Here is a 16,806-nt window from a genome sequence, read left to right as displayed (position 1 = left end):
AAATGCTGAGTCCCAAGCGCACGAAGTTCCGTAAGGCGCACAAGGGTCGGATCAAGGGCGTGGCGAAGGGCGGCTTCTCGCTGTCCTTCGGCGGCTTCGGCCTGAAGGCGCTGGAGCCGGAGCGCGTCACCGCCCGGCAGATCGAGGCTGCGCGCCGCGCCATCACCCGCGCCATGAAGCGTCAGGGCCGGGTGTGGATCCGCATCTTCCCGGACGTCCCGGTCTCGACCAAGCCGGCCGAAGTCCGCATGGGCTCCGGCAAGGGCGCGCCCGAGTACTGGGTGGCCCGCGTGAAGCCGGGCCGCATGATGTTCGAGATCGACGGCGTGACGCCCGAGACGGCGCGCGAGGCGCTGACCCTCGGGGCGGCCAAGCTGCCGATCAAGACCAAGTTCGTGACCCGTCTGGGCGCGGCGGAGGCCTGAGCCGATGACGAAGATCGTGGATGTCCGGGCCAAGACCCCGGACGAGCTGAAGGTGATGCTGCTGGACCTCCGCAAGGAGCAGTTCAACCTGCGCTTCCAGCGCGCGACGGGCCAGCTTGAGGCGGTTTCCCGCATCAAGGTGGTGCGCCGCGACATTGCCCGTGTTAAGACGGTGCTGGCCGAGCAGTCCCGCTCGGCCGCCAAGGCCTGATTGAGGAGACCCCGGCTATGCCGAAGCGCGTCCTCACCGGGCGGGTCGTCAGCGACAAGATGGACAAGACCGTGACGGTGCTTGTCGAGCGTCGCGTGATGCATCCGCTCTACAAGAAGTTCATCCGGCGCTCGAAGAAGTACGCCGCGCATGACGATGCCAACCTGTGCAAGGAAGGCGACGTCGTGGCGATCGAGGAGTGCCGCCCGATCAGCAAGCGGAAGACCTGGCTGGTTGTCGAGCGCAATGGTGAGGCGGTCGTCACCCCGGGCTTCAGCGCGGGCGCTGCCGCGGCTGTCGCGCAGGCCTGAGGACGACTGACCGATGATTATCGTTGAGTCCAACCTCGACGTCGCCGACAACTCGGGCGCGCGCCGCGTCCAGTGCATCAAGGTGCTGGGCGGCTCGAAGCGTCGCACCGCCTCGGTGGGCGACATCATCGTGGTGTCCGTGAAGGAAGCGATTCCCCGCGGCAAGGTGAAGAAGGGCGACGTGCAGCGCGCCGTAATCGTGCGCACCGCCTATTCCGTGCGCCGGCCGGACGGCACCGCCATCCGCTTCGACCGCAACGCGGCCGTTCTGATCAACAAGCAGAACGAGCCGATCGGCACCCGCATCTTCGGCCCCGTCGTGCGCGAGCTGCGCGCGCGGAAGTTCATGAAGATCATCTCGCTGGCGCCGGAGGTCCTGTAACCATGGCCGCGAAGATCAAGAAGGGCGATCGCGTCCAGATCCTGACGGGCAAGGACAAGGGCAAGCGTGGCGAGGTGCTGCGCGTGCTGCCTGAGGACGGGCGTGCGGTGGTGCAGGGCGCCAATGTGGTGAAGCGCCACATGAAGCCCCGCGGCATGGGTCAGCAGGGCGGCATCGTGGAGAAGGAGGCGCCGATCCACCTCTCCAACCTGGCGCTGATCGACCCGAAGTCGGACAAGCCGACCCGCGTCGGCTTCAAGGTGCTTGAGGACGGCAAGAAGGTCCGAGTGGCCAAGGCCTCGGGCGAGGTGATCGACGCATGAGCGAGGCGAAGGAACTGCCGCGCCTGCAGCAGCATTATGCTGAGGCGGTGCGCAAGCGACTGGTCGAGGAGTTCGGCTACGCGAACCCGATGGAGGTTCCGAAGCTCTCCAAGATCGTCATCAACATGGGCGTGGGCGAAGCCGCGGGCGACCAGAAGAAGCTGGACGCCGCCGTGGCCGACCTCGCTGTCATCGCCGGCCAGAAGCCGGTGAAGACGCTGGCCAAGAAGGCGATCGCCGGCTTCAAGATCCGCGAGGGTCAGGCGATCGGCTGCAAGGTGACGCTGCGGCGTGCCCGGATGTACGAGTTTCTCGATCGCCTGGTGACGATCGCGCTGCCGCGCATGCGTGACTTCCGCGGCCTGCCGGGCAATAAAGGCTTCGACGGCCGGGGGAACTTCGCCCTGGGCCTGAAGGAGCAGATCGTGTTCCCCGAGATCAGCTACGACAAGGTGGACGCGGTTCGCGGCATGGACATCGTGTTCGTCACGACGGCGAAGACGGACAAGGAAGCCAAGGCCCTTTTGAAGGGTTTCGACATCCCCTTCGCCACCTGATGTTTGGAAAACCGCCCGTTGGATCGGGCAGGTTCCGGAGGATTTAGACCGCATGGCCAAGACCTCGGCTGTCGAGAAGAACCAGCGCCGCGCGCGCCTCTCGAAGCTGCATGCTGCCAAGCGCGCCGCCCTGAAGGACGTGGTGATGAACCGCGAGCTCCCCGTTGAGGAGCGCTTCGAGGCGACGCTGAAGCTGGCTGAGCTGCCGCGCAATGGCGCCAGGGTGCGGGTTCGCCTGCGCTGCGAGCTGACCGGCCGCCCGCGCGGCAATTACCGTAAGTTCAAGCTGAGCCGTAACATGCTCCGCGATCTGGCCTCGAGCGGCCAGATCCCGGGTCTTGTTAAGGCGAGCTGGTAAGGGGGCCGCATGTCGCTGTCCGATCCGCTGGGCGATATGCTGACGCGCATCCGTAATGCGCATCGCGCCCGTCAGTCCCGCTGCACCTCACCCGCCAGCCGCCTCCGCGCCGATGTGCTGGAGGTGCTGAAGCGCGAGGGCTACATCCGCGCCTGGCGCTCCGAGCAGGTCCGCCCGGGCATCAGCATGCTCGATATCGAGCTGAAGTATTCCGAGGGCGAGCCGGCCATCAAGGAGATCATGCGTGTCTCCAAGCCTGGCCGGCGCGTCTACTCCAAGATCCGCGAGCTGCCGAAGTTCTACAACGGACTCGGCATTTCCATTCTCTCCACGCCGCGTGGCGTGATGAGCGACAACGAGGCCCGCGCTGCCAATGTCGGCGGCGAGGTCCTCTGCCGCGTGTTCTGAGGGAGGGAGAGGCATGTCGCGCGTCGGCAAGTATCCCGTCCCCGTTCCTGCGGGCGTGACGGTTGCGCTGAAGGACGGTGTGGTCTCGGCAAAGGGCAAGCTCGGCGAGCTGTCCATGCCCGTGGTCACGGACGCCGTCTCGGTCAGCGTCGAGGACAACCAGGTCACGGTGAAGCCGCTCGGCTCCGACCGCCGTTCCCGCACGCTGTGGGGCACCACCCGCAGCCTGATCAACGGCATGGTCACTGGCGTCTCCACCGGCTTCTCCAAGTCCATGGAGATCACCGGCACGGGTTACCGCGCTGCGGTCCAGGGCAAGGAACTGGTGCTGAACCTCGGCTACAGCCACGAGATCCGCTATCCGATCCCGGAAGGCATCAAGATCACCACCGAGCGCCCGACCGCCATCCGCGTCGAGGGCGTGAACAAGCAGGTGGTCGGTCAGGTGGCTGCCGAGATCCGCGGCTTCCGCGGCCCCGAGCCCTACAAGGGCAAGGGCGTGCGTTACGCGGACGAGGTGATCCTCCGGAAGGAGGGGAAGAAGAAGTAAGATGGCGAACAAGCTCAATCTGCAGGAGCGGCGGCGCGCCCGTCTGCGCTTCCAGCTCCGGCTCAAGAGCGGTGGTCGGCCCCGTCTTTCGGTCTTCCGCTCGGGCAAGCACATCTATGCCCAGGTCATCGACGACAAGGCCGGGCGCACCCTGGCTGCGGCGTCCACGCTGGAGAAGGCGCAGCGCGAAAGCCTGCGCACCGGCGCCGACAAGGACGCCGCCACCCTGGTCGGCAAGCTGCTGGCCGAGCGGGCCAAGGCGGCGGGCGTGACCGAGGTCGTGTTCGACCGTGGGCCCTACCTGTATCACGGCCGGGTGAAAGCCCTGGCGGACGGCGCCCGCGAGGGCGGGCTGTCGTTCTAAGGAGCACAGAATATGGCACGTGAACCGAGGAGCGGCGGCGGCGGTGACCGCGATCGTCGCGGCCGCGGCCCCGATCGCAACAATGAGCGCGAGCAGGGCGACGAGCTGAAGGACAAGCTGGTCACCATCAACCGCGTGGCCAAGGTGGTGAAGGGTGGCCGTCGTTTCTCCTTCGCCGCGCTGGTCGTCGTGGGCGATGAGAAGGGCCGGGTTGGCTGGGGCGCCGGCAAGGCGCGCGAGGTGCCGGAGGCGATCCGCAAGGCGACCGAGCGCGCCAAGCGGACCATGATCCGTGTGCCGATGCGCGAGGGTCGCACCCTGCACCATGACGTGATCGGCGAATTCGGCGCCGGCCGCGTGATCCTGCGCGCCGCGCCGGCGGGCACCGGCATCATCGCCGGCGGCCCGATGCGCGCGGTGTTCGAGACGCTGGGCATCGGCGACGTGGTCGCCAAGTGCACCGGCACGACGAACCCGCACAACATGGTCAAGGCGACCTTTGCGGCGCTGACGCGTTGCACCAGCCCGCGCGCCGTGGCGTCCCGCCGTGGCAAGAAGGTCTCGGACCTGCTCGGCCCCCGCAAGGATGCCGAGCCGGCGCAGGAGGCGGTGGCCAGTGTCTGAGAATCAGTCCTCTGGGGCGAAGAAGACGGTGCGGGTGACGCAGATCGCGTCCCCCATCGGCCGCAAGCCCGGCCAGCGCGAGACGCTGATCGGGCTCGGGCTCAACAAGATCCGCCGCACGCGCGAGCTGGAGGACACTCCGGCCGTGCGCGGCATGATCCGCAAGGTCGCGCACCTGATCCAGGTGGGCGAGACCACGGAGAAGTGACATGAAGCTGAACGAGCTGCGCGACAACGAGGGCGCGCGGAAGAAGTTCAAGCGCATCGGCCGCGGTATCGGCTCCGGCAAGGGCAAGACCGGCGGTCGCGGCGTGAAGGGCCAGAAGGCGCGTACCGGCGTGTCGCTGAACGGGTTCGAGGGCGGCCAGCTCCCGATCTACCGGCGCCTGCCGAAGCGTGGCTTCGTCAACCTGTTCCGCAAGGAATACGCGCCGATCAACCTGAACACCCTTGATGCGGCCATCGAGTCGGGCCGCCTGCCGGAAGGCCAGGCGATCGACGAGGCGGCGCTCGAGGCGGCCGGGCTGGTCCGTACCGGGGCGAAGATCGCCGGCGTGCGCCTGCTGGCGCGCGGCGAGATCAAGCGGGCGGTGAACATCACCGTCTCCGGCGCCTCGGCCGCGGCGGTCGCCGCGGTCCAGGCGGCCGGCGGCACCGTCACGGTGCTGACCCCCGCGAAGGAAGAAGCACCCGCGGCGTAAGCCTTGCGCCCCCGACCTCCGGGGGGCTAGGTGATGCAGCATCAGGGCAAGGCAGCGGCGCCGCGGGACAGCCCCCCGGCGCCGCAGTCATGTTGCCCATCGGACATCGAGGGGCGAAATCATGGCGTCCGCCGCCGAACAGCTCGCGGCCAACCTCAATCTCGGCGTGCTGTCCAAGGCCACCGAGCTCAAGAAGCGCATCTGGTTCACGCTGGCCGCGCTGATCGTCTATCGAATCGGCACCTACATTCCCGTCCCGGGCGTGGACGCGGGCGTGATGGCCGAGATCCTGCGCCAGCATGGCAGCGGCATCCTGGGCATGTTCGACATGTTCACGGGGGGCGCGCTGGGCCGCATGACGGTCTTCGCGCTCAACATCATGCCTTACATCTCGGCCAGCATCATCATCCAGCTGATGTCCTCGGCCTTGCCGACCCTGGAGGCCCTCAAGAAGGAGGGCGAGTCGGGGCGCAAGAAGCTCAACCAGTACACCCGCTACCTGACGGTGCTGATCGCCATCTTCCAGGCCTATGGCATCGCCATCGGGCTGGAGGGGATGCAGGGCAGCTTCGGCCCGGCGGTCTACAATGCAGGGCTGTTCTTCCGCGTCTCCTGCGTCGCCACCCTGGTCGGCGGCACGCTCTTCCTGATGTGGCTGGGCGAGCAGATCACGGCGCGGGGCGTCGGCAACGGCATCAGCCTGATCATCTTCGCCGGCATCGTGGCCAATGTGCCCTCGGCTCTGGTGGCCACGCTGGAGTTGGGCCGCACCGGCGCGCTCTCCACCGTCTTCATTCTGGCCTTCCTGCTGATCGCGCTGGCGGTCATCGCCTTCGTGGTCTTCATGGAGCGCGCCCAGCGGCGCATCCCCATCCAGTACCCGAAGCGGCAGGTCGGCAATCGGATGTTCGGGGGCGAGAGCACCCATCTGCCGCTCAAGCTGAACACCGCCGGCGTCATTCCGCCGATCTTCGCCTCCTCGCTGCTGCTGCTGCCCGCCACCTTTGCCGGATTCGCCGGTGGCCAGGCCGATGACGGCTGGGTCAGCCGTATCAGCGCGGCGCTGGCGCATGGTCAGCCGCTCTACATGGCGCTCTACGTGGCGCTGATCATCTTCTTTGCCTTCTTCTACACCGCCGTGGTGTTCAATCCGGCCGAGACGGCGGACAACCTGAAGAAGCATGGTGGCTTCGTGCCCGGCATCCGCCCTGGCCAGGCCACCTCGGACTACCTCGACCGGGTGCTGACCCGCCTGACCGGGGTCGGCGCCGTCTATCTCTGCATCGTCTGCCTGCTGCCCGAGATCCTGATCAGCCAGTATGGCGTGCCCTTCTATTTCGGGGGCACTTCCCTTCTGATCATTGTTTCGGTCACCATGGATACGGTGGCCCAGGTGCAGTCGCACCTGTTCGCGCACCAGTACGAGGGACTGATCCGCAAGGCCCGCCTGGGCGGCCGCGGCGCACCGCGGCTGCGGTGAGGAACGACGCAACGACGTGCAGGAAGGTGGGAACGCCGCGATGAACCTGATTTTGCTGGGGCCCCCAGGGGCCGGCAAGGGCACCCAGGCCAAGCGTCTGGAGGAGCGGCATGGGATCGCGCAGATTTCCACCGGGGATATGCTGCGCGCCGAGGTGAAGAGCGGCAGCGAGATCGGCCGGCAGGCGAAGGCGATCATGGAGCAGGGGGCGCTGGTCCCCGATGACATCATCACCACGATGCTGGCCAAGCGGGTCTCGCAGCCCGACTGCGCCAAGGGCTTCATCCTGGACGGCTTTCCCCGCACCACGCCGCAGGCGGAAGCGCTGGACCGGATGCTGCGGGAGAAGGGACTGCAGCTCGATCACGTGATCGAGCTGCAGGTGGATGACGATGCGCTGGTCGAGCGCATCGCCGGCCGCTTCACCTGCGCCAAATGCGGCGCCGGCTATCACGACACCTTCAAGCCGACGGCCAAGCCCGGCGTCTGCGATGCCTGCGGCAGCACGGAGTTCGTCCGCCGCGCCGACGACAAGGCCGAGACGGTGGCCGCGCGGCTGGAAGCCTATCACCGCCAGACCGCGCCGCTGCTGCCCTATTATCAGGCGCAGGGCAAGCTCAGCGCCGTGGACGGCATGGCCGGCATGGATGAGGTGGCCAGCCAGATCGAGGCCGTCCTGGCGAAATGAGGCGCCGCGGCCCGGCCGCGGCTCTTCTTTCCGGCGCGGGGCCGGCATGGCCGCCCCGCCCCTTGACTCTCCCTGCCGGAACTCGTTAAACCCGCGCCTCTCGCGCGGCGGGGGTTCGCCCCGGCCGTGACGATGGCTGCGCCTGGCTGACTTCGGGCCGGGTAGCGCCGATCACCTTCACCGGCACCCCTGCCGGCACGAACGGGGGCCGGATGGCCCCGGGAGCAGGTATCAATGGCACGCATTGCAGGCGTGAACATTCCAACCAACAAGCGCGTCCTGATCTCGCTTCGCTACATCTACGGCATCGGTCCGTCGAACGCGAAGGACATCTGCGAGCAGCTCGGCATCCCCGAGGACCGCCGCGTCAACCAGCTGACGGATGAGGAAGTCCTCAAGATCCGCGAGCTGATCGACCGCGAGTACCGGGTCGAGGGCGACCTGCGCCGCGAGAACGCGATGAACATCAAGCGCCTGATGGACATGGCCTGCTACCGCGGCCTGCGTCACCGGAAGGGCCTGCCCGTTCGTGGCCAGCGCACCCACACCAATGCCCGCACCCGCAAGGGTAAGGCCGTGGCGATCGCCGGCAAGAAGAAGGTGACGAAGTAAGATGGCCCGCCAGCCCAGCAGCACGCGCCCGCGCAAGAAGGAGCGCAAGAACATCGCCACCGGCGTGGCGCATGTGCTTGCCAGCTTCAACAACACCATCGTCACCATCACGGACAGCCAGGGCAACGCCATCGCGTGGTCTTCGGCCGGCAGCCAGGGCTTCAAGGGCAGCCGCAAGTCCACCCCCTACGCCGCCCAGGTCGCCGCCGAGGATGCCGGCCGCAAGGCCCGCGAGCACGGCATGGAGACGCTGGAGATCATGGTCTCCGGGCCGGGTTCCGGACGTGAATCCGCGCTGCGCGCTCTGCAGGCCGTGGGCTTCTATGTCACGGCGATCAAGGACGTGACCCCCATCCCGCACAATGGCTGCCGTCCGCGCAAGCGGCGTCGGGTCTGAGGCGAGGCTGCAGGAGAAACCGTAGTGCTCGAGCGCAACTGGCGTTCCCTGATCCGCCCCGAAAAGCTCGATGTCGAGCCGGGGGGCGACCCCTCGCGCGTTGCGACGGTCGTGGCGGAGCCGCTCGAGCGCGGCTTCGGCATGACGCTGGGCAATGCGCTGCGTCGCGTGCTGCTGTCCTCGCTGCAGGGCGCGGCCGTGACCGCCATCCGCATTGACGGCGCGCTGCACGAGTTCAGCAGCCTGCAGGGCGTCCGGGAGGATGTCACCGACATCGTCCTGAACATCAAGCGGCTGGCCATCCGGATGCCGGGCGAGGGCGCCAAGCGCCTGCAGCTCATCGCCACCGGTCCGGGCGAGGTCACCGCGGGGCAGATCCAGACCACCGGCGACATCGAGATCGCCAATCCGGAACTGGTCATCTGCACCCTCGATGACGGTGCCAAGCTGGCCATGGAGCTGACGGTCGATGTCGGCAAGGGCTATGTGCCGGCCAGCGAGAACCGCCCGGAGGATGCCCCGATCGGGCTGATTCCGGTGGATGCCATCTACTCCCCCGTCCGCCGCGTGGCGTACCAGGTGCAGCCGACCCGCGTCGGCCAGCGCACCGACTACGACAAGCTGGTGATGACGGTGGAGACGGACGGCACGGTGGCTCCGGACGATGCGGTTGCCCTGGCGGCGCGCATCCTGCAGGACCAGCTCCAGCTCTTCATCAACTTCGATGAGCCGCGCGAGCGCAAGGTGGAGGAAGTGCAGGAGGACCTGCCCTTCAACCGCAACCTGCTGCGCAAGGTGGACGAGCTGGAACTGTCGGTCCGCAGTGCGAACTGCCTGAAGAACGACAACATCGTCTATATCGGCGATCTGGTGCAGAAGACCGAGCAGGAAATGCTCCGCACGCCGAACTTCGGCCGCAAGTCGCTGAACGAGATCAAGGAGGTCCTCGCCTCCATGGGGCTGTCCCTCGGCATGACCGTGTCGGGCTGGCCGCCGGAGAATATCGAGGACCTCGCCAAGAAGATCGAAGAGCCGTTCTGATTTCGGCGGCGTGAAGGAATAGGACCAATGCGTCACGGGGTTGCCGGCCGAAAGCTCGGCGTCACATCCGCCCATCGCAGCGCCATGCTCCGTAACATGGCGACGAGCCTGCTCAAGCACGAGCAGATCACCACCACCCTGCCCAAGGCCAAGGAGCTGCGCCCCTACGTGGAGCGCATCATCACCCTGGGCAAGCGCGGTGACCTGCACGCGCGCCGTCAGGCTTACGCGCAGATCATGGACAAGAAGGTGGTGGAGAAGCTCTTCACCACCATCGCGGAGCGCTACAAGGCGCGCCAGGGTGGCTACACCCGCGTGCTGAAGGCGGGCATCCGCTATGGCGATGCTGCCGACATGGCGGTGATTGAACTGGTCGAGCGCGACGTCGCGGCCAAGGGGCTGGATTCCGGCCCGAAGCCGGAGGCCGCCGAGGCCGAGGGGCAGGAGGCGGCGTAAGCTGCCTTCAGCACCAGGGATTGCCGGACGGGGCGGATGGGTGACCATCCGCCCTGTTTGCGTTCCCGGCCTGCCGGACAGTGCCGGAGAGGCCCCTTGCGGCGGACTGCGCCGCCGGGCTTGATGCCAGCCGATGCGGAAGGAGGTCCCCGCCATGCCTGTCCCGACCGCGCCGGCAGGCCCCGCCAGGGCCGTGGGGCGCTGTGCATGACCGCTGCCCTGATGGGCTCTGCCCCGTCCTGCGACGCGCCGGAGCTGCCGGCCGAGCTGCAGGGGCGGATCGCCTTCTTCGCCGCGCCGACCGACGTGGCGGAGAATGCCCGCGCCCGCTTCATCGCCCTCTACGGAGATGCCGCGCCGGAGCAGGCGGCGGTGCTGGTGGCGCTCGGCGGCGATGGCTTCATGCTGGAGATGCAACACCGTTTCCTCGGCCGCAACCTGCCGATCTACGGCATGAACTGCGGCAGCGTCGGCTTCCTGATGAACGCCTTCCACGAGGACGACCTGCTGCCGCGGTTGCGCGTCGCCCAGGCCGCCATGCTGCACCCGCTGCGGATGCGGGCGCTGAACGCCGCCGGGCAGATGCAGGAGGCGCTGGCGATCAACGAGGTCTCGTTGCTGCGAGAAACGCGGCAGGCAGCCAAGATCCGCATCCTGGTGGACGGCAAGGAGCGGCTGGCCGAACTGATCTGCGACGGCATCCTGGTCGCCACCCCGGCCGGCAGCACGGCCTACAATCTCTCGGCGCATGGCCCGATCGTGCCGCTCGGAGCCAACCTGCTGCCGATGACGCCGATCTCAGCCTTCCGCCCCCGGCGCTGGCGCGGCGCCCTGCTGCCGGCCGAGGCCGTGGTGATGTTCCAGGTGCTGGAGCCCGCCAAGCGGCCGGTCGCCGCCGTTGCCGACTATGTCGAGGTTCGCGACGTCCGCTCGGTGGAGGTGCGCGAGGACCGTACGATGCGGCTGACCCTGCTGTTCGATCCGGACCACGGTCTGTCCGAGCGGATCATTGCCGAGCAGTTCACCGTCTGAGCGCGCGAGCGAAGGCGCGGCTGTGAGCATTCGTTGCCTCCGCGTTTGAAAAAGCCCTGAAACCTAGCGGACCCTTTTGCATTCTGCTAAACCGGCCCGATTGAGAGGCGTTTGCTTCCGGGGGCAGGAATCATGATGAACCGCAAGAAGGCGGCCGCGATGGCCGCCGTTTCGGCGTTGGTGCTGGGCATGACGGGCGCCGCCCGGGCGCAGAACCTCACCATGGCCGTGGGTGCGCAGGTGACGTCGCTGGACCCGCATTACCATGCGCTGTCGCCGAACTTCGCCGTGGCGACCATGCTGTTCGACACGCTGACGCAGTTCGATGCCGCTGCGAAGCTGGAGCCGGGGCTCGCGGAGTCCTGGAAGGTGGTCGAGCCGACCGTCTGGGAGTTCAAGCTGCGGCCGGGCGTCCGCTTCCACAACGGCAATCCGCTGACGGCCGATGACGTGGCCTTCACCATTTCCCGGGTGCCGAACGTTCCGAACAGCCCCTCCTCCTACGCCATCTACACCCGCGCCATCGAGCGTGTGGAAGTGGTGGATCCGACCACCGTCCGCTTCCACACCCGCACGCCCTATCCGCTGCTGCCGAACGACATGTCGCAGGTTGCGATCCTCGACAAGGAGACGCATGAGGGCGCCGGCACGGATGACTTCAATTCCGGCAAGGTCGCCATCGGCACCGGCCCCTTCCGCTACGTGAACTTCCGCAGCGGCGACCGGCTGGATCTGGAGCGCAACGACGCCTACTGGGGCCCCAAGCCCGACTGGGCGAAGGTGAACTACCGCATCGTCGTCAACGACTCCGCGCGCACTGCCGGGCTGCTGGCGGGCGACGTGGACTTCATCGACCAGGTGCCGACCAGCGACATCACCTCCCTGCGTCGCGACGGCCGCGTCCGCCTGGCGGAGAAGGATGGCCTGCGCATCATCTTCCTGGCGCTGGACCACCTGCACAAGGACGGCTCGCCCTTCATCGCCGGCAATGATGGCAAGCCGCTCAACAAGAATCCGCTGCAGGATCTCCGCGTGCGCCGCGCGCTCTCCATGGCGATCGACCGGCAGGCCATCGCCAGCCGCGTGATGGAAGGCGCGGCCCAGCCCGCCGGCCAGTTCCTGCCGAAGGGCGCCTTCGGCTACGTGCCAGGGCTGGAGGCTCCGAATTCCGACCCCGACGCCGCGCGCAAGCTGCTGACCGAGGCGGGCTATCCGGACGGCTTCCGCATCACCCTGCACGGGCCGAACGACCGCTACATCAACGATGGCCGCATCGTGCAGGCGATCGGCCAGTTCTGGACCCGCATCGGCCTGCGCACCTCGGTGGATGCGCAGCCCTGGACGACCTTCATCTCCCGCGCCGGCAAGCAGGAGTTCAGCGCCTTCCTGGTGGGCTGGGGCACTTCCTCGGGCGAGGCCTCCTCGCCGCTGCGCTCGCTGGTCGCCACCTACAACCGCGACAAGGGCTACGGCACTTCCAACCGCGGTCGCTACTCCAACCCGGAGATGGACGCCAAGCTTGAGGCGGCGCTGAGCGAGATGGACGACGAGAAGCGTGAGAAGCTGCTGCAGGAAGCGACGACGATCGCGATGCAGGATGTCGGCATCATCCCGATCCACATCCAGAAGAACATCTGGGCGATGCGGCCGACCCTGCGGCACGACTCCCGCGCGGACGAACTGACCCGCGCGCAGGACGTGCACCCGGCGGCGGCGCGCTGATCGATGGCGGTCTATCTCCTCCGCCGGCTGCTGCAGTCGGCCCTCGTGATGCTGGCGATGTCCGTCATCGTCTTCATCGGCATCTACGCGATCGGCGACCCGGTCGAAATCCTGATCAGCCCGGAGGCCGACCAGATGGAGCGTGAGCGCGCGGTCCGCGCGCTCGGCCTCGATCTGCCGCTGTGGATGCAGTACCTCTCCTTCCTCGGCAACGCGCTGCGCGGCGATCTCGGCCGCAGCTTCGTGTTCAACGAGCCGGCGCTGCAGCTGATCCTGCAGCGCATGCCGGCGACGCTGGAACTGGCCTTCGGCGCCACCTTCATCGCGTTGCTGGTCGGCCTGCCGCTCGGCCTCTATGCCGGCCTCAAGCCGAACTCCTTCGGCGCCAAGACCGTGATGGCCGGCTCGATCCTGGGCTTCTCGCTGCCGACCTTCTGGGTCGGGCTGATGATGATCATGGTCTTCGCCGTGCAACTCGGCTGGCTGCCCTCCACCGGCCGCGGCCAGACCGTCGATGTGCTGGGGCTGCGCTGGTCCTTCCTGACCTGGGATGGGCTGCAGCACCTGATCATGCCGGCGATGAACCTCGCGCTGTTCAAGATCAGCCTGGTTATCCGACTGACCCGCGCCGGCGTGCGCGAGACCATGCTGATGGACTACGTGAAGTTCGCGCGCGCCAAGGGCCTCTCCCCGGCGCGCGTGACCTATGTGCACGTGTTCAAGAACATCCTGATCCCGGTCGTCACCGTGGTCGGGCTGGAGCTGGGCTCCACCATCGCCTTCTCGGTGGTGACGGAGAGCGTCTTCGCCTGGCCGGGCATGGGCAAGCTGATCATCGACAGCATCAATGTTCTCGATCGCCCCGTCATCGTCGCCTACCTGATGATGATCGTGCTGATGTTCATCACCATCAACCTGCTGGTCGACCTCGCCTATTCGGCACTCGATCCGCGCGTGCGGCTGGAGGGCAAGTGAGATGAGCACGACAACCGCCAACTCCGCCGCGCCGGCGCCCGCCTCGGCGCCGGCGCCCAAGGTCGAGACGCCGTTCCGTCGCTTCGTCTCCGAGTTCGCCGAGAGCAAGCTGGCGCTCTTCGGGCTGATCGTCATCGTGCTGATCGCGCTGATCGCCCTCTTCGCGCCCTGGCTGGCGCCGCAGAACCCCTACGACCTCGCCCAGCTCGACATCCTCGACGGGCGCCTGGAGCCGGGTACCCGCAACGGGCTGGACACCTTCACCTATTGGCTGGGCACCGATGACCAGGGGCGCGACATGCTCTCCGGCATCATGTACGGCCTGCGCATCTCGCTCACCGTGGGCGGCGGCTCGGCGATCATTGCCTGCGCCATCGGCGCCACGCTCGGCCTGCTCGCCGCCTATGCCGGCGGCAAGGCCGATACGGTGATCATGCGCCTCGTCGACCTGCAGCTCTCCTTCCCCTCGATCCTGGCCGCGCTGATGATCCTGGCCTTCCTGGGCAAGGGCGTGATGAACGTCGTGCTGGCGCTGGTGATCGTCGAATGGGCCTACTACGCCCGCACCGTGCGCGGCACCGCGCTGGTCGAGCGCGGGCGCGAGTATATCGAGGCGGCGCAGTGCCTGGCGCTGCCGACGCGCCGCATCATCTTCCGCCACCTGCTGCCGAACTGCCTGCCGCCGCTGATCGTGGTGGCGACCATGCAGGTGGCGCGCGCCATCGCGCTGGAAGCGACGCTGTCCTTCCTCGGCCTCGGCGTGCCGATCACCGAGCCCTCGCTCGGCCTGCTGATCTCCAACGGCTACGAGTACATGCTCTCCGGCAAGTACTGGATCAGCTTCTACCCGGGCATCGCGCTGCTCGTGACCATCGTCTCCATCAACCTGGTGGGCGACCAGCTGCGCGACGTGCTCAACCCGCGACTCAAGAAGTAAAGGGGAGGGCATGGCACAGACCCCGACCGCCAACGCCGCGTCACCCGTGCTGGAGGTGCGCGACCTCCAGACCCATTTCTTCACCCGCGCCGGGGTGGTCAAGGCGGTGGACGGCGTCTCCTTCACCGTCCGGCGCGGCAAGGTGCTGGGGCTGGTGGGCGAGTCCGGCTCCGGCAAGACCGTCACCGGCTTCTCGATCCTGGGGCTGGTGGATGCGCCGGGCCGCATCACCGGCGGCTCCATCCTGTTCCATGGGCAGGACCTGGCGAAGCTCTCCGAGGAGGAGATGCGGCAGCTGCGCGGCAACCGCATCGCCATGATCTTCCAGGACCCGATGATGACGTTGAATCCGGTGCTCCGGATCGACACGCAGATGATCGAGACGGTCCAGGCGCATGCCAAGGTCAGCCGCGAGGAGGCCCGCCAGCGCGCCCGCGACACGCTGGGCATGGTCGGCATCCCCTCCCCGGAGGAGCGGCTGAAGGCCTATCCGCACCAGTTCTCCGGCGGCATGCGCCAGCGCGTCGCCATCGCCATCGCGCTGCTGCACCGGCCCGAGGTGATCGTCGCCGACGAGCCGACCACTGCGCTCGACGTCACCATCCAGGCGCAGATCCTGGCGGAGGTGCAGAAGCTCTGCGCCGAGACCGGCACGGCGATGATCTGGATCACGCACGACCTCTCCGTGGTCGCCGGCCTCGCTGACGACCTGGCGGTGATGTATGCCGGCCGGGTGGTCGAGCGCGGCCCGGTGAGCGAGACGCTCGATGCGCCGCTGCATCCCTATACCGCCGGGCTGATCGGCAGCGTGCCCTCGCGCAACAAGCGCGGCGAGCCGCTGCGGCAGATCCCGGGCATGACGCCTTCGCTGCTGAACCTGCCGGCGGGCTGCGCCTTTCGCACCCGCTGCCCCAATGCGCAGGAGAAATGCAAGCAGGACCCGCCGCTTGGCGAGTTGCTGCCGGGGCGCGAGGCACGCTGCTTCTTCCCCTACAATGTGCCCGCCGGAGAGGCCGCCGCATGAGCACGACGCCGATCATCGAACTGAAGGGCGTCTCCAAGCGCTTTTCCAAGAAGCTCGACTTTGCCGGCAAGCTGGCGAAGAAGCTCGGCGTGCCGGTGAAGGAGGAGACGGTCCATGCGGTGGACGAGGTCAGCTTCACCGTCAACAAGGGCGAGGTGGTCGGGCTCGTCGGCGAATCCGGCTGCGGCAAGTCCACCCTCGGCCGCATGGTGGCCGGCATCATGCCGGCGACCGCGGGCGAGATCCGCTGGCACGGGCGTGAGCTGAGCTCGCTTTCCGGCGCCGAGGCGCGGAACGCCAAGCTGCAGACCCAGATGATCTTCCAGAACCCCTATGCCAGCCTGAACCCGCGCATGCGGGTGGCGGACATCGTGGGCGAGGCGCCGCTGGTGCATGGCCTGACCAAGCGCGGCGAGTACGACAGCTACGTTGACAACCAGCTCCGCCGCGCCGGGCTCGATCCCTCGCTGAAGCGGCGCTACCCGCACCAGTTCTCCGGCGGTCAGCGCCAGCGCATCGGCATCGCCCGCGCGCTGGCGGTGCAGCCGGAATTCATCGTCTGCGACGAGGCGGTTGCGGCGCTGGACGTCTCGATCCAGGCGCAGATCCTGAACCTGTTCCTGGACCTGCGGCGGGAGCTGAACCTCACCTACCTGTTCATCAGCCATGACCTCGGCGTGGTGGAGCATCTCTCCGACCGCGTCGTGATCATGTATCTGGGCCGGGTGGTGGAGGAGGCTTCGGCGGAGGAGGTCTTCAGCAACGCCAACCACCCCTATACCCAGGCGCTGCTCGACGAGGTGCCCCGCATCGAGGTGCGCAAGAAGCAATTCGCCGGCATCAAGGGCGAGATTCCCTCGCCGCTGAACCCGCCCTCCGGCTGCCACTTCCATCCGCGCTGCCCGCATGCCTTCGAGCGCTGCAAGGTGGAGCGCCCGGCGCTGAAGGAGATCGCCCCGGGGCACCGGTCGGCCTGCCATCTGAACGACAAGACCTGAGGCGGGTGGCGGCCGGTTGCGCCGCCGCCATGTCGGGAGGAAGAGGGCCGGGGAAGGCATTCCCCGGCCTTTTTCAATGCTCCTCCTTGCCGGACCAGGCAGCGGGAAAGGCGCGGCGGCCGGCAAAGGGCGCCGGGTTCGGCCGCCTGGCGCGGCTTGACGGTGCGGCCGCCGCGCGGGGATGAAGGCCCGGCAGGCCACCGGAGACGGCGGCTGCCACAGGAGGCCAT

25 protein-coding genes are annotated in these 16,806 nt (G+C 67.7%); all 25 read left to right on the top strand.

Translation table 11 applies throughout. The features are described 5' to 3' along the window. Nucleotides 1–2 precede the first annotated feature (2 nt). The 25 genes from rplP to QMO56_RS16495 all read left to right on the top strand — a co-directional run bounded on the left by rplP (nt 3) and on the right by QMO56_RS16495 (nt 16,576). The gene (rplP, locus tag QMO56_RS16615; RefSeq protein ID WP_160935939.1) at nt 3–425 is read left to right on the top strand and encodes a 50S ribosomal protein L16; all 423 of its coding nucleotides are present in this window, start codon (nt 3–5) and stop codon (nt 423–425) included. Between the two features lie 4 nt (nt 426–429). Continuing rightward, the gene (gene rpmC, locus QMO56_RS16610; RefSeq protein ID WP_283527467.1) at nt 430–636 is read left to right on the top strand and encodes a 50S ribosomal protein L29; all 207 of its coding nucleotides are present in this window, start codon (nt 430–432) and stop codon (nt 634–636) included. A 17-nt stretch (nt 637–653) separates the two neighbouring features. Then, nucleotides 654–947 carry a 30S ribosomal protein S17 gene (gene rpsQ, locus QMO56_RS16605; RefSeq protein WP_283527465.1) on the top strand — a complete coding sequence of 98 codons (294 nt, stop codon included), beginning with the start codon at nt 654–656 and terminating at the stop codon, nt 945–947. 13 nt (nt 948–960) lie between these two features. Then, the gene (rplN, locus tag QMO56_RS16600) at nt 961–1,329 is read left to right on the top strand and encodes a 50S ribosomal protein L14 (RefSeq protein WP_160935941.1); all 369 of its coding nucleotides are present in this window, start codon (nt 961–963) and stop codon (nt 1,327–1,329) included. 2 nt (nt 1,330–1,331) lie between these two features. Beyond that, nucleotides 1,332–1,652 (top strand): 50S ribosomal protein L24, encoded by a 321-nt coding sequence (gene rplX / locus QMO56_RS16595; RefSeq protein WP_160935942.1) that lies wholly within the window; start codon nt 1,332–1,334, stop codon nt 1,650–1,652. Continuing rightward, entirely contained in the window at nt 1,649–2,209 is a 561-nt protein-coding gene (gene rplE, locus QMO56_RS16590) for a 50S ribosomal protein L5 (protein WP_283527462.1), read from the top strand. Before rplX ends, rplE begins: the two co-directional genes overlap by 4 nt. Nucleotides 2,210–2,261: 52 nt before the next feature. Then, nucleotides 2,262–2,567, top strand: coding sequence for a 30S ribosomal protein S14 (gene rpsN, locus QMO56_RS16585; RefSeq protein ID WP_283527460.1), 306 nt, complete (start codon nt 2,262–2,264; stop codon nt 2,565–2,567). 9 nt (nt 2,568–2,576) lie between these two features. Further along, a complete protein-coding gene (gene rpsH, locus QMO56_RS16580; RefSeq protein ID WP_283527459.1) occupies nt 2,577–2,975 on the top strand; it encodes a 30S ribosomal protein S8 in 399 nt (132 codons plus the stop codon). Between the two features lie 13 nt (nt 2,976–2,988). Next, complete coding sequence (gene rplF, locus QMO56_RS16575; protein ID WP_283527457.1) at nt 2,989–3,525, top strand: 50S ribosomal protein L6; 537 nt, start codon at nt 2,989–2,991, stop codon at nt 3,523–3,525. A gap of 1 nt (nt 3,526) precedes the next feature. Next, nucleotides 3,527–3,889 (top strand): 50S ribosomal protein L18, encoded by a 363-nt coding sequence (gene rplR, locus QMO56_RS16570; protein ID WP_283527455.1) that lies wholly within the window; start codon nt 3,527–3,529, stop codon nt 3,887–3,889. A 12-nt stretch (nt 3,890–3,901) separates the two neighbouring features. Next, entirely contained in the window at nt 3,902–4,513 is a 612-nt protein-coding gene (rpsE, locus tag QMO56_RS16565) for a 30S ribosomal protein S5 (RefSeq protein ID WP_283527453.1), read from the top strand. Then, nucleotides 4,506–4,721, top strand: a complete 216-nt coding sequence (rpmD, locus tag QMO56_RS16560; protein ID WP_283527451.1) for a 50S ribosomal protein L30 — start codon at nt 4,506–4,508, stop codon at nt 4,719–4,721. The genes rpsE and rpmD overlap by 8 nt, the downstream gene beginning before the upstream one ends. Nucleotide 4,722: 1 nt before the next feature. After that, nucleotides 4,723–5,214, top strand: coding sequence for a 50S ribosomal protein L15 (rplO, locus tag QMO56_RS16555; protein WP_283527449.1), 492 nt, complete (start codon nt 4,723–4,725; stop codon nt 5,212–5,214). Between the two features lie 121 nt (nt 5,215–5,335). Further along, entirely contained in the window at nt 5,336–6,694 is a 1,359-nt protein-coding gene (gene secY / locus QMO56_RS16550) for a preprotein translocase subunit SecY (RefSeq protein ID WP_283527447.1), read from the top strand. Between the two features lie 40 nt (nt 6,695–6,734). Further along, on the top strand, nt 6,735–7,382 hold the full coding sequence (locus QMO56_RS16545; protein WP_283527446.1) for an adenylate kinase: 648 nt from the start codon (nt 6,735–6,737) through the stop codon (nt 7,380–7,382). Between the two features lie 234 nt (nt 7,383–7,616). Further along, entirely contained in the window at nt 7,617–7,994 is a 378-nt protein-coding gene (gene rpsM, locus QMO56_RS16540) for a 30S ribosomal protein S13 (protein ID WP_160935953.1), read from the top strand. Between the two features lies 1 nt (nt 7,995). Beyond that, nucleotides 7,996–8,391, top strand: coding sequence for a 30S ribosomal protein S11 (rpsK, locus tag QMO56_RS16535; RefSeq protein ID WP_283527443.1), 396 nt, complete (start codon nt 7,996–7,998; stop codon nt 8,389–8,391). Nucleotides 8,392–8,415: 24 nt separating this feature from the next. After that, complete coding sequence (locus QMO56_RS16530; protein ID WP_283527441.1) at nt 8,416–9,432, top strand: DNA-directed RNA polymerase subunit alpha; 1,017 nt, start codon at nt 8,416–8,418, stop codon at nt 9,430–9,432. 27 nt (nt 9,433–9,459) lie between these two features. After that, nucleotides 9,460–9,888 carry a 50S ribosomal protein L17 gene (rplQ, locus tag QMO56_RS16525; RefSeq protein WP_283527439.1) on the top strand — a complete coding sequence of 143 codons (429 nt, stop codon included), beginning with the start codon at nt 9,460–9,462 and terminating at the stop codon, nt 9,886–9,888. A gap of 207 nt (nt 9,889–10,095) precedes the next feature. After that, entirely contained in the window at nt 10,096–10,920 is an 825-nt protein-coding gene (locus QMO56_RS16520) for an NAD kinase (RefSeq protein WP_283527438.1), read from the top strand. A gap of 135 nt (nt 10,921–11,055) precedes the next feature. Continuing rightward, on the top strand, nt 11,056–12,642 hold the full coding sequence (locus tag QMO56_RS16515) for an ABC transporter substrate-binding protein (protein WP_408906533.1): 1,587 nt from the start codon (nt 11,056–11,058) through the stop codon (nt 12,640–12,642). 3 nt (nt 12,643–12,645) lie between these two features. Continuing rightward, nucleotides 12,646–13,617, top strand: coding sequence for an ABC transporter permease (locus tag QMO56_RS16510; protein WP_283527434.1), 972 nt, complete (start codon nt 12,646–12,648; stop codon nt 13,615–13,617). Between the two features lies 1 nt (nt 13,618). Then, nucleotides 13,619–14,554 carry an ABC transporter permease gene (locus QMO56_RS16505; RefSeq protein WP_283527432.1) on the top strand — a complete coding sequence of 312 codons (936 nt, stop codon included), beginning with the start codon at nt 13,619–13,621 and terminating at the stop codon, nt 14,552–14,554. 10 nt (nt 14,555–14,564) lie between these two features. Beyond that, complete coding sequence (locus QMO56_RS16500; RefSeq protein WP_283527430.1) at nt 14,565–15,578, top strand: ABC transporter ATP-binding protein; 1,014 nt, start codon at nt 14,565–14,567, stop codon at nt 15,576–15,578. Beyond that, on the top strand, nt 15,575–16,576 hold the full coding sequence (locus QMO56_RS16495; RefSeq protein WP_283527429.1) for an ABC transporter ATP-binding protein: 1,002 nt from the start codon (nt 15,575–15,577) through the stop codon (nt 16,574–16,576). The genes QMO56_RS16500 and QMO56_RS16495 overlap by 4 nt, the downstream gene beginning before the upstream one ends. Nucleotides 16,577–16,806: the final 230 nt, after the last annotated feature.

Origin of the sequence: Roseomonas sp. E05 (genome assembly GCF_030063475.1) — a bacterium.
Taxonomy (GTDB): domain Bacteria; phylum Pseudomonadota; class Alphaproteobacteria; order Acetobacterales; family Acetobacteraceae; genus Pseudoroseomonas.
The sequence above is the reverse complement of the archived record's forward strand: the minus strand, read 5'-3'. Positions and strand labels throughout refer to the sequence as shown.

Coding starts and splice junctions, on each gene's coding strand:
- secY (WP_283527447.1), top strand. CDS start 5,336: ATGGCGTCCGCCGCCGAACAGCTCGCGGCCAACCTCAATCTCGGCGTG.
- rpsK (WP_283527443.1), top strand. CDS start 7,996: ATGGCCCGCCAGCCCAGCAGCACGCGCCCGCGCAAGAAGGAGCGCAAG.
- QMO56_RS16505 (WP_283527432.1), top strand. CDS start 13,619: ATGAGCACGACAACCGCCAACTCCGCCGCGCCGGCGCCCGCCTCGGCG.
- rplR (WP_283527455.1), top strand. CDS start 3,527: ATGGCGAACAAGCTCAATCTGCAGGAGCGGCGGCGCGCCCGTCTGCGC.
- rpsN (WP_283527460.1), top strand. CDS start 2,262: ATGGCCAAGACCTCGGCTGTCGAGAAGAACCAGCGCCGCGCGCGCCTC.
- rplO (WP_283527449.1), top strand. CDS start 4,723: ATGAAGCTGAACGAGCTGCGCGACAACGAGGGCGCGCGGAAGAAGTTC.
- rplF (WP_283527457.1), top strand. CDS start 2,989: ATGTCGCGCGTCGGCAAGTATCCCGTCCCCGTTCCTGCGGGCGTGACG.
- QMO56_RS16515 (WP_408906533.1), top strand. CDS start 11,056: ATGAACCGCAAGAAGGCGGCCGCGATGGCCGCCGTTTCGGCGTTGGTG.
- QMO56_RS16495 (WP_283527429.1), top strand. CDS start 15,575: ATGAGCACGACGCCGATCATCGAACTGAAGGGCGTCTCCAAGCGCTTT.
- rplP (WP_160935939.1), top strand. CDS start 3: ATGCTGAGTCCCAAGCGCACGAAGTTCCGTAAGGCGCACAAGGGTCGG.
- rpmC (WP_283527467.1), top strand. CDS start 430: ATGACGAAGATCGTGGATGTCCGGGCCAAGACCCCGGACGAGCTGAAG.
- rplX (WP_160935942.1), top strand. CDS start 1,332: ATGGCCGCGAAGATCAAGAAGGGCGATCGCGTCCAGATCCTGACGGGC.
- QMO56_RS16510 (WP_283527434.1), top strand. CDS start 12,646: ATGGCGGTCTATCTCCTCCGCCGGCTGCTGCAGTCGGCCCTCGTGATG.
- QMO56_RS16545 (WP_283527446.1), top strand. CDS start 6,735: ATGAACCTGATTTTGCTGGGGCCCCCAGGGGCCGGCAAGGGCACCCAG.
- rpsE (WP_283527453.1), top strand. CDS start 3,902: ATGGCACGTGAACCGAGGAGCGGCGGCGGCGGTGACCGCGATCGTCGC.
- rplQ (WP_283527439.1), top strand. CDS start 9,460: ATGCGTCACGGGGTTGCCGGCCGAAAGCTCGGCGTCACATCCGCCCAT.
- rplE (WP_283527462.1), top strand. CDS start 1,649: ATGAGCGAGGCGAAGGAACTGCCGCGCCTGCAGCAGCATTATGCTGAG.
- rplN (WP_160935941.1), top strand. CDS start 961: ATGATTATCGTTGAGTCCAACCTCGACGTCGCCGACAACTCGGGCGCG.
- rpsQ (WP_283527465.1), top strand. CDS start 654: ATGCCGAAGCGCGTCCTCACCGGGCGGGTCGTCAGCGACAAGATGGAC.
- QMO56_RS16500 (WP_283527430.1), top strand. CDS start 14,565: ATGGCACAGACCCCGACCGCCAACGCCGCGTCACCCGTGCTGGAGGTG.
- QMO56_RS16520 (WP_283527438.1), top strand. CDS start 10,096: ATGACCGCTGCCCTGATGGGCTCTGCCCCGTCCTGCGACGCGCCGGAG.
- rpsH (WP_283527459.1), top strand. CDS start 2,577: ATGTCGCTGTCCGATCCGCTGGGCGATATGCTGACGCGCATCCGTAAT.
- rpsM (WP_160935953.1), top strand. CDS start 7,617: ATGGCACGCATTGCAGGCGTGAACATTCCAACCAACAAGCGCGTCCTG.